Here is a 10,771-nt window from a genome sequence, read left to right on the forward strand (position 1 = left end):
GATCTTTCGGTGCAGGCACAGGTGCTGAACCTGCTCGCCGACCTGCAGGACGAGTTCCAGCTGACCTACGTCTTCATCAGCCACGACCTCTCGGTCGTGCGCTACATCGCCGACGAGGTGATGGTGATGTATTTCGGCGAGGCGGTGGAGTATGGCAGCCGCGACGAGGTCTTCGCCGACCCCAAGCACAGCTATACCAAGACGCTGTTTGCGGCGACGCCGCGCGCCACCCACAACTCCATCAAGGTAGGTTAGAACGGAAAAGGGCTTCGTGAAGCCGCATGCGGATGGTGTCGCAGGCGCCTCGCGCAGCTAAGTTTCATTCGCGCGGATGCGCGATGGGCCAGGTTGGCAGTGCTTGGGATCAACCAGATCATCGCCAAGCGGAAGACGCGAGCCTTGGTCGTGGACTTTCCGGCAGCTAGAAAAAACTGAGATCGACGGAAGTGATCGCATGGCGACCGCTTCCGGGCACTGACCCGTAACGACATCCGTTATCGCGCACGTCAATCGCCACCGTCAGGAGAATGAACCACATCATCAAGGACGCAAAGGCCAAACGTTACGAAAGCCACAAAGCCTACAACTTCGCCTGAAGGCTGAACACCTTCAGGGGCGGCCCCAGGTCCTGTGCCAGCGCTTCAAGTCGTGCCTCAGAGGTCAGCGGCTCAGGTCGTTGTGCCCTGCAGAACCGGTTTGAGGATAGAGTTCCTGATTCGGGCGACAAGTGGACCAGCGGGCTCACTAAGCTTCTTGGCTAACTGCCAACGCGGATCAGCAGCAAAGGCGTGCCATTTCGCCTCTCGGTCGGCGAGGCATTCCCAAGCCAGTATGTAGTGGAGAGATTGGTCGTTCTCGCCGATCGCGGTTGTCCAAAAACCGAGCGACCGGATGCCCAACTCGTTCCAGATCGGAAACGCATGGTCCTCGAAACGCTTGAGGACTATGGGCAGCATTCCCGGCACGCATTCGTAGTGGCGTAACTCATGAATCACTGTGTGGCTCCTACCTTCCTGACATCCGTTCTATTGAATCGGACGTACCGCCTGCCTGTGCGGCTTCATCGCGGCGACAATTGTTGGCAATTGTTCGGTGATGTGGTCGAGCAGTGCCCGAACCGCCGGCAGTACGCCTTGCTTCGAGGGTAGCAAGGCGCTGACCATGGTCGCGCCCGCAGTCCAGTCGGGCAGTATATGGATGAGCTCGCCTGTCCTGATGTCATCGCCGCAGACAGATGCTGGCAACGCGGCGATACCTGCGCCGGCACGGGCAGCCGCGGCGACTGCGAAGATGTCATTGCTGGCCAAGCGGGGCGTAAGGCATTGACATAACTGCCGATTGGTCGATGTTTCGGTAAATTCCCACCTAGTCGGAGTAGACGTCTCGGACGTGGCCAGCATTTGATGCAATATCAGCTCGCCGGGACCGTCAGGCAGTTTCGAGTACGCAATATATTCACGGCTGGCAACCAGATGTCGTGGCTCGATCAGCAGCCGACGTTGGATCATGGTTGAGTCCTCAAGCGTATCTTCATGGGACAGGATGAACAAGTCCGACATCCGGTTGATCATATCCGCGGGTCGGTTCAGCACTTCCTGTTTGACGTGGGTATTTGGAAAATTGCGCAGGAATGCCGGCATGATCTCCGCAAAGCAAATGCGCGACACAGTGGGAGAACTCGATAGCCGGATCGTGCCCGACTGGTCGACGAGCCTGCGCTTGACCGCAGTCTCAGCTGCTCGTGCTTCCAGCATCATTTTGCGAGCATGCTCGTAGAACTCACTGCCGAGTTCTGTGACGAGGAAGCTACGCGGTGTTCTCTGGATCAGCCTTGCGCCCAACCGCGCCTCTAGCTCTGAAATCCGCCTGCTGAGCTTCGACTTCGGCAGGTTGAGCGCGTTGCTGGCGGCAGTGATGCCACTGTTTTCCACGACCTGCGCAAAGTAATAGTAGTCATTGAAATCAATCAATGATTTCTCCCATTCCGAATTATCCGCAGGCCGTTGCGGCCTGCTTGTTCGTCCAAGCCTTGGGGCTTTGCAGTCTCGGTCGCTGTGGTGCGGCTCTTGTCGGCGTGCAAAAAATGTCATAAAATTTCGCAGGACGCAATAACAAGTGCACAATATTGCGATTGGCAAAATTGTAGCAATGGTGCTCAAAATCGAAACACAACGTTCCAAATTTGCAGGCTGGTGACTCGGATGGACAGATGCGACGGTAGCGATGAAGGGCGCGGCGGGGGCAAGGAATGCGAGATAGTCCCGCTGGCGCAAGGTCGCTCATCTCCGCAAATACAATGAAGGAAGTAATGTCCAGTCCTCATCCAGACCAGAACATAGACCATGTGCGCTTCTACCGGGCGCCGGACGATAACAGGACCATCGCGATCTACATCGGTGGCCACTTCAGCGCGTTCGACCGGTTCCCGCCATTCATGGAAACCGAGGATGAAATCCGCCATGTCCAGGAAGCCTACAAGGTTGCAGATCCGACACTCGAACGCACGACCAAGGCTCACGTGACCGACAATGGCTGGCCTCTGCAGATCATCATGCTCGAGCGCCAAAAGGGAGCGATCACGCTTCCGCACTACCATGTGCCGAATGAGCCGCTTCCGTCCCTGCCTACCAGGCACCAAATTCTAATGTGTCAGAGCGGGCGGGCTCGCGTCGGCATCTTTACACGGCAGGGTGTATCCTTAGGCGATGTCTTTCTCGAGCCCAACGACCTTTTGTTGATGGCTGAAGGCCACGAGGTCGAGTTCCTCGAGCCGAAGACGCGTCTGATCGAGATCAAACAGGGACCTTTCCCCGGCACTGACGCCGACGACAAGGTTGATATTACCCAGGTGACACAATGAAGATTGCAACATTTCGAATTAATGGCCCCCTCGGTCCGATCGACAGGTTCGGTATTGTCCGAACTGATGCGGCCAACAGCGATCCAATCGCGGCCGCCAGGGATGGAAAGGGCTGGGTAGTCGATGTAAATGCCGCCTACGCTGCGTTCTCGGCTGCCAGGGGCAAGCCCAGCCCCTCCTTGCGTGCCGACGCCTTCGCGCCAGCGGACCTCCACACCGCAGCGCTTCTATACGGTCCGTCCCTCGATCCGGTTCGTGAAATTGAAGACTGGCTTGCGGCCGAGTGGGATGGCATTGCCGCAGCCAGGCTGCGCGGACCGAAGGGCGAAGTGCTGGCGCATCGGCTTGCGGATGTAAAGCTCATGCCGCCGATCAAGGTGCCGGTGTTGCGCGACTTCGCCGCCTTCGAAGACCATCTCTTGTCGACCTTCGGCAAGATGGGCCTGAAGCTGCCGCCGGAATGGTATGAACGTCCCTTCGCCTTCAAGGCCAATCCGACCTCGATCATCGGCCACGATCACGACGTGCAGTGGCCCGAATATACCAAGAAGCTGGATTTCGAACTCGAGATCGCTGCTGTCGTGGGGCTTTCGGCGCGTAACGTCGATGCGGTCGAGGCCGGCAAGCATATCCTTGGGTACACGCTGCTCAACGACTTCTCGGCGCGGGACACGCAACGCGGCGAGATGGCCAACAACACCGGTCCGTTCAAGGGCAAGGACTTTGCCTGGGGGCTCGGGCCCTGGATTGTAACGCCTGATGAAATGCCAGACGTTCTCAACACGCCGATGCGCGTGCTGATCAATGGCGAGGTCTGGGCTGAATCGACGCCCGGCGAAATGCAGTGGAGTTTCGAGGAGATGATCTCCTACACCTCGCAGGACGAGACGGTGAATGTTGGCGACGTAATCGGTTCCGGCACGGTCAACCATGGCTGCGGTTTCGAACTCGAGCGGTGGATTTCGACCGGCGATGTCGTCGAACTCGAAGCTGCAGGCCTGGGCGTCCTGCGCAACCGCATCACGCCGCCCCGCTCGCAGAAGGTTAACTGGCGCAACATCCGCGCCGCAGCCTGACAACGAAACGGAGGGAGGCCATGATGGCGATACAACCAGTGCATCCGCGACCGGAAGAGGCCGCGAACATGCCCTACGCTCCGGCCGTGGAGGTGACCGGCTTTGGCGGGTTGCTGTTTATCGCCGGCGCCACGGCCTCCCCCCTGTACCATCAGCATCCGCATGTCGCGGAGGAGCATGTGCTGCCTCATGACATGCGCGAGCAGACGCGCCTGGCATTGGCCAACATCAAGCTTGTCCTGGATGCCAAGGGACTGACCTGGCGCAATGTGGTGAAGCTAACGAAGTATGTCACCGATATGCGCGACATGGACGACATGTACGCCGTTCTCAACGAGCATTTCGGAGACTGGCGCCCGGCAGGAACGCTGGTGGCAATCAACAATCTGAGTGCTCCGGGAGCGCGGGTCGAACTGGACATGATCGCAGCCATACCGGCAGCGTAGTTCTAGAATGCGTGGCCTGGCGGCCGCATATCCACGCTGCATTGACATGGTCTGGGAGGGCAAGTGATGGCGCAGTCTGATACCCTGGAAGGCGAAGTGCCGGTCCTGGCCGTCCACGCTGTCGGCAAGGACTATCCGGGCGTGCGCGCGTTGCACCAGGTCAGCCTCGACCTGCGCCGTGGCGAGGTCCATGCGCTGGTTGGTGAGAATGGCGCGGGCAAATCAACGCTGATCCGCATCCTGTCGGGCGACGCCCAGCCGAGTGAAGGCAGTGTGATGCTCGATGGACGGGCTGTCAGCTTTGCTTCGCCCGGAGAGGCCCGGCGGGGAGGCGTCGTCACGATCTTCCAGGAGTTGATGATCGTTCCCGGCATGACGGTGGCCGAAAATGTCGTGCTCGGCAACGAGCCAGGATCGGGTATCGATCGCCAACTCTTCAACCGTCGCGCCGCCGAAGACATTGCCCGCGACATGTTCCGAGCGCTCGAATGCGAAGACGAGATCGACCCGCGCGCTTTGGCGGGCTCGCTGACTACCGGGCAGAAACAGATCGTCGAGATTGCCCGGGCCCTGGTGCTCAGGGCCCCGGTCATTATCCTCGACGAGCCCACGGCTTCTCTTTCCGACAAGGAAGCGGACGCTTTGCTGAGAATACTACGGCGGCTGAGAGCCGAGGGCACGGCGATCCTGTATGTTTCCCACCGGCTGAACGAAGTGCTGGACCTTGCCGACCGCATCACCGTGTTGCGTGGTGGCCAGCACGTGGAAACACTGCCGACGGCATCGCTGAATGGCGCCCATGACCTGATCGAGTTGATGGTCGGGCGCCCGTTGACAGAGCTTTTTCCAGAGCGCAACCGTCGTATCGGTGAGCCGGTGCTTACGGTGCGCAATCTCGGCCGCGACGGCGTATTCAACAATGTCAGCTTTGATGTGAAGGCCGGCGAGGTGGTCGGTTTTGCCGGACTGGTAGGTGCCGGACGCACAGAGATCATGCGCAGCATTTTTGGTGCCGATCTGCGAGACCGTGGGGAGATTGCCAAGCGCGGGGTGGCAATAACAATCCGTGCTCCGACCGATGCCATCCGCAACGGCATGGCCTACATCCCCGAGGACCGCAAGGATCAGGGCCTGGTTACCAGCCTCTCCGGCCATGAGAACCTGCTGATGGCTTCGATGGCCGATCACTGTCGCGGTGGGTTCATTTCCTGGGCCCGCGCCAAGAGGGCCGCGCGTGACATGGCCAGCAAGCTGCAGTTTCGTGGCCAGCTGGCCAAGTCGGCGCGTACCAACTCCGGCGGCAACCAGCAGAAGTTGGTGATCGGCAAATGGATGTTGTCGCGCCCTGAGATTTTTATTTTCGATGAGCCGACGCGCGGCATCGATGTTGGCGCAAAGGCCGAGATCTATCGGCTTATCCACGACCTTGCCAGTCAAGGTGCTGCCATTGTCGTCGTTTCGTCCGAGATCTCAGAACTGCTTCATCTGTGTCACAGAATTCTCGTGGTGGCGGCGGGGGAGATTCAAGATGAACTGCTCGAAGACGAGTTCGACGAGCGGCGTATTCTGGCAGCAGCCTTCAAGGGGCATGTCATGTCCGCTTCGGCAGCGTAACGCCGCAAGAATGTGGGGGAATTGGTGATATGCAGGCTTACGGTGAAAAGACACGACCGCTTGAGGGAGCACGCCATTGGCGCGAGACTCTGGCGCGTATCGTCCGTGAACGCGGGATGGAAATTGCTTTGCCAGCCGCGACGATCGGCATGGTCATTTTGTTTTCGGTTTTCTCTGAGGTCTTTCTTACAGCCCAAAACTTCAGGAACATCGGCGTAGCCGCAGCCGCCCTTGCCGCCGTGGCGTTCGGCCAGACATTCGTCATCCTGACGGCCGGCCTCGACCTTTCCGTCGGCTCGACCGTGGCGCTCGTCAGCGTCGTATTGGCTTTCGTAATGCGCGAATACGGCATTGCGCCGGGGATTGTGGCCGCGCTGATATGCGGTGCGTGCGTCGGACTGACGAACGGGCTGATCATCACTCGCCTGCGTGTATCGCCGTTCATCGCGACGCTCGCCATGCTGTCTGTGACCGCAGGCCTGGCGCTCAATCTCGCCGGCGGCGTTCCCATTCCCGGACTGCCCTCCAGCTTTGGCCACCTCGCCTATGGATCGATTTTGGGCATTCCGATGCCGGTACTTATCGCGGCCGTGACGCTGGTATTGGCCGAGCTTGCCCTTCGCTACACGCGCTTCGGGCGTCATGTCTGCGCCGTCGGTGGTAATGAGGAGGCGGCCCGTCTTTCCGGTATCCGGGTGGAGCGCATCAGGATTGCGGCCTATGCCTTCTGCGGGCTGACCGCGGCTGTCGGAGCGATCATTCTTACGGCGCGCGTTTCGTCCGGTCAGCCAACACTTGGCGCTACATTGCCGCTTGAATCGATCGCTGCGGTCGTGCTCGGCGGTGTGTCGCTCGCCGGCGGTCGAGGATCGGCAATCAACGTGGCTTTTGGGGTTGCCTTCATCAGCATACTTGCCAACGGGCTCAACCTGCTCAACGTCTCTTCCTACACACAAATGATGATCATCGGGATGTCGCTGATCGCAGCCGTGGCGCTGGACCAGGCGGGCATGCGCCGCAAATCGGGACACTGACCGGGCGGCGCCAGGAGTGCCGCACCGCAACCAATAACAAGGGGAAGGAAAAATGAGCTACAGAAGGATTTTTGGTGGTTTGACCTGGGCGGCCGTACTTGGTGCGCTGCTCGTAGGCCCTGCCACCGCACAGGACGCGAAGCCGGTGATCGGCCTGTCGAAGCCCAACTTGAAGGGACCATACCCGACCGCTGAGCTATACGGCATACTCGATGAGGCCAACAAGCTTGGCTTCGAGGTTGTGGTTCAGGATGCTGGCGGCTATGCCAATATCGACAAGCAACTCGATCAGGTTTCGAATCTGGTCATCAAGGGTGTCAAAGCGGTTCTGATCGATCCGGGCGATCCGGCAGCTCTGAATGGCGTCGCGATGCAGGCGCGTGGGGCAGGGATATTCCTCGTCGGTGCCGGCGTGAATGTGGTTGCTAGCGACGTCGAGCCTGACGCTGCCGTGTCCTCCAGCCATTGCAACATCGGTCGTGAACTGGCCGCAGGCGCCAAGAAGCTGATGCCGGCAGGCGGTACAATCGGCTTGCTCGCCGGCCCTGCAGGTTCGTTCTGGGCAGTTGAACGGCTCAGGTGCTTCAAGGAGGACATTGCCGGCACCAATATCGATGTGGTTGCAGAGATGACCAGCGAGCAGGATGCGGCGATATCACTGACCCGTGCGAGCGAGATGCTTCAGCGCAATCCCCAACTCGACATGCTGTACGGTGCCGATGACGTTTTCGGTGTCGGGGCGGCGCGCGCCGTGAAAGCCGCGGACCGTTGCGGCAAGACCAAGGTGATCTTCTCGGTTCTTGGTGAGGAAGCGGAAGAAATGATGCGGGCCGGTTGTGCCGACTATGTCGTAGCCCAGCAGCCGGTGCTGATCGGACGCACCGAGGTCCGCGTGGTTGCGGATCTGATGAAAGGCATCAAGCTTGATCCCAAAATCATCGACGTGCCGTTGATCGGCGTGACTATGGAAAACCTGGAAACCGTGGATCGAGCCAATATGCATCCTCCCAAGGGATGGCGTCCGTAGGAGGCGCACGACCCGGCGCTGCGAAATGCGATGGACATCGCGGCGCCGGAGTCTCTTTTTACTCGAACGCGCGAGGATCTGACCCTGATGACTTCTACGGCTGATCTGATAATCGGTTCCTTATGAAGAACAGTTCAAGCTCCAAGTTGAAGACTGTGGCCGACAGTATTGCCGACAAGGCGAAGCCGGAACGAAAGAGGCGCGCCGAAGCGCTGCCCAGTAACGTAACGGCTGCTGCTGTTGAGACCACCGAACCGGCGGCACTCGAGGCCGGGCGCATAGGTCGCCGGTTGCAGACAATGCGGCGGGCACAGGGCCTTACGCTGGTCGATCTCGCCGGCAAGGCGAATTGTTCGGCGAGTTTGGTTTCGCGCGTGGAGAACGGCCGGTTGCTGCCTTCGTTGTCGGTGCTGCACAAGCTGGTTGCCGGTCTCGGCACCAGCATGGCTTCCTTCCTCTCCGGCTCGGAAAACGAGAGCTGCATGCTGGTTCGTGCCAGTGAACGGAAGGAGGTTGCGCTCGACTATCTCGGAGATCCGCATCAAGGGGTCAGGATCGAGCAGATCATTCCTCATTCGTCGGAACGCACGCTGCAGGGAAATCTGATCACCATTACGGCTGGCCATGGCTCAGCAGGTGACTATTCGCACGTGGGAGAAGAGGCCGGTTTTGTCATGGATGGCTTTATCGAGCTGACCATCGACAAGCAGACCCATGTTCTGGGCAAAGGCGACTCGTTCTGCTTCCGCTCGGAGGCGCCCCACTCGTTCTACAATCCTGGCCCGGGCGAGGCAGTGGTCCTCTGGATCAACACGCCGCCAACATTCTAATGACGGATCCGACAAAAGCTTTGCCCGCGACGCGTTCGTGGGCAAAGCTCTTTTGTGCGAACGCTGCGCCGGTTCTTCGGCTTGGCGATACTTCTCCCTATCCATCGAAAACGGCCGGGCGGAATTGGAATTCTAAGTTCCAGAATTGATGCCTGTTGCTGACCGGGACGCGGTGCGACCTTCCCGGATGTCAGCCGAATAGGTGCTGCGCCCGTATTTCCACTTTGTATCGATGGAGGAGAACCAGGTGAGCGACATCACACGCAAGGAGTTTCTCAGATTGGGCGCAACAGGGGCGGCAGCAATCGTCGTAGCCTCGACCAACCGCCCTGCGCCGGCTGTTGCGGCAGTCAGGGGAGCAGGGCGTGCAATACTAATCCAAGGCGCCGACGTCTTGACGATGGACCAGAAGCTGGGCGAGCTGCCCGGTGCGGATGTGCTGATCCGGGACGGAAAGATCGCCGAGATCGGCATAGGCATCAACGCTGGCGACGCAGAACGGATCGATGCGGCCGGCATGATCCTGATGCCGGGCATGAACGATGGTCACAGACATCTTTGGCTGGGCCTGCACGCTGGTAGGCTCGTCAAGACCGATCCGCAGAAATACTCCGGCTACCAAAGATGGAAAATGCGCACCATGGTGTGCATGACGCCGGAAGATTTCCATCTGGCCGGATATGTCGGCGGACTCCAGGCGATCAATTCGGGCGTGACCAGCGTGCTGGACTACGCCCATGCCCATCATACCAAGGAAAAGGCGCTCGCTGGGGCACGCGGGTTCGTCGAGTCCGGGGTCTCTGGGGTATTCTGCTATCAGGCGTCTCACAACCCCACTTATGGACCTGGAGACACAGTGTCGGAAGCGCAGGCTACGGCCGAGCGCAACGGTGCGCCCGCAGAATCCAACTACGAGACGGCAGCACTGCTTCGCGAACTGTTCTCTGAACAGGGCGACGCCCCGGTAAAACTCGGCATTGCGATCAGCGAGGGACTGGGCCAACGCAGCATGGAAGACATGAAGGTGGAGTTCGATCGAGCACGTTCGTTCAATCCGCACTTGATATGCTGTCATCTCCACAAACCGAAGCCAATGCCCCCGTCAGGTGTCTATCGAGGCATTGCCGACCTTCATGCGGCCGGGTTGCTCGGCCCGGATTTTCAAGTTTCGCACGGCGTGGAGATGACGGGCGATGAGCTCGTCATACTCCGCGAGACCGGCGGGATGATATGTTCTTGCGCGATGGGGGAGTTTCCATACCCTGCAGCTTCCATTCACGCCAAAGCAAGGCAGATGGGAATTCCTGCGGGCCTCGGATTAGACGTGGGCATGGCGCTGACCGACGACTACTTCGAGCATGTCCGGGCAGGCTTTTGGAGCCTCTATCGTTCAACGGAATACTCCGAAATTGCCAGGGACTATGAATCTGCAGACGTGCTGGACTTCGCGACCAGATGGGGGGCCAAGGCGATGCGCTTGGGTGACGCGACGGGGTCGATAGCTCTCGGAAACCATGCCGACCTGGTACTTCTCAAGACATCGCGCATCGGCTTCGCCACCTGCGGCAGCCTTGCGGACCGCGTCGTGAATTTTGCCGCCCTTTCCGACATTGACAGCGTTTGGGTACGCGGGGTCGCGCGCAAGCGGCATGGCGAGATGATCGGCATCAATTGGGCGATCCTACGAGCCCAAGTGGTCGAGGCCCAGCAGCGCATCGAACGCGATGCGGCAACCGTAACTCTCACCTGACCATCGGTCTGACGTCGCGTTCAAGGGCTGGATCGCCTGCCTCGCGCGCAAGTGGAAACTCAAGGAGCTGGAGCGCCATCATGCTCAACAAGACCCCTTCCGACGCCATTGGTGAGGTCCACGCCGGACATGAC

The 10,771-nt window shown here is 59.6% G+C and carries 10 protein-coding genes and 1 pseudogene; 9 read left to right on the top strand and 2 right to left on the bottom strand.

Features of this window, described 5'->3' with window-relative positions:
* Positions 1 to 255: pseudogene (locus C8K44_RS26640) on the top strand (peptide ABC transporter ATP-binding protein); the annotation flags it as partial.
* Positions 256 to 668: 413 nt separating this feature from the next.
* Here the strand turns inward: C8K44_RS26640 and C8K44_RS26645 are convergent.
* Positions 669 to 995: an NIPSNAP family protein gene (locus C8K44_RS26645; RefSeq protein ID WP_109578776.1), complete on the bottom strand. Its 327-nt coding sequence runs from the start codon at positions 993 to 995 to the stop codon at positions 669 to 671.
* A gap of 30 nt (positions 996 to 1,025) precedes the next feature.
* Positions 1,026 to 1,970: a LysR substrate-binding domain-containing protein gene (locus tag C8K44_RS26650; RefSeq protein WP_158282816.1), complete on the bottom strand. Its 945-nt coding sequence runs from the start codon at positions 1,968 to 1,970 to the stop codon at positions 1,026 to 1,028.
* 326 nt (positions 1,971 to 2,296) lie between these two features.
* Here C8K44_RS26650 and C8K44_RS26655 point away from each other — a divergent pair, with 326 nt between their 5' ends.
* From C8K44_RS26655 to C8K44_RS26690, 8 genes are all read left to right on the top strand, one after another.
* On the top strand, positions 2,297 to 2,860 hold the full coding sequence (locus tag C8K44_RS26655) for a hypothetical protein (RefSeq protein WP_146204027.1): 564 nt from the start codon (positions 2,297 to 2,299) through the stop codon (positions 2,858 to 2,860).
* The gene (locus tag C8K44_RS26660) at positions 2,857 to 3,936 is read left to right on the top strand and encodes a fumarylacetoacetate hydrolase family protein (RefSeq protein WP_109578779.1); all 1,080 of its coding nucleotides are present in this window, start codon (positions 2,857 to 2,859) and stop codon (positions 3,934 to 3,936) included. The genes C8K44_RS26655 and C8K44_RS26660 overlap by 4 nt, the downstream gene beginning before the upstream one ends.
* Before the next feature lie 23 nt (positions 3,937 to 3,959).
* Positions 3,960 to 4,382 (top strand): RidA family protein, encoded by a 423-nt coding sequence (locus C8K44_RS26665; protein WP_158282817.1) that lies wholly within the window; start codon positions 3,960 to 3,962, stop codon positions 4,380 to 4,382.
* Positions 4,383 to 4,448: 66 nt separating this feature from the next.
* Positions 4,449 to 5,996 (top strand): sugar ABC transporter ATP-binding protein, encoded by a 1,548-nt coding sequence (locus tag C8K44_RS26670; RefSeq protein WP_109578781.1) that lies wholly within the window; start codon positions 4,449 to 4,451, stop codon positions 5,994 to 5,996.
* Positions 5,997 to 6,025: 29 nt separating this feature from the next.
* The gene (locus tag C8K44_RS26675) at positions 6,026 to 7,030 is read left to right on the top strand and encodes an ABC transporter permease (protein WP_109578782.1); all 1,005 of its coding nucleotides are present in this window, start codon (positions 6,026 to 6,028) and stop codon (positions 7,028 to 7,030) included.
* Positions 7,031 to 7,082: 52 nt separating this feature from the next.
* Positions 7,083 to 8,057, top strand: coding sequence for a substrate-binding domain-containing protein (locus C8K44_RS26680; protein WP_109578783.1), 975 nt, complete (start codon positions 7,083 to 7,085; stop codon positions 8,055 to 8,057).
* A 155-nt stretch (positions 8,058 to 8,212) separates the two neighbouring features.
* Positions 8,213 to 8,887 (top strand): cupin domain-containing protein, encoded by a 675-nt coding sequence (locus C8K44_RS26685; RefSeq protein WP_210206244.1) that lies wholly within the window; start codon positions 8,213 to 8,215, stop codon positions 8,885 to 8,887.
* 247 nt (positions 8,888 to 9,134) lie between these two features.
* Entirely contained in the window at positions 9,135 to 10,637 is a 1,503-nt protein-coding gene (locus tag C8K44_RS26690; RefSeq protein WP_199227219.1) for an amidohydrolase family protein, read from the top strand.
* Positions 10,638 to 10,771 lie beyond the last annotated feature (134 nt).

The sequence above is a fragment of the Aminobacter sp. AP02 genome (assembly GCF_003148805.1).
Lineage (GTDB): Bacteria > Pseudomonadota > Alphaproteobacteria > Rhizobiales > Rhizobiaceae > Aminobacter.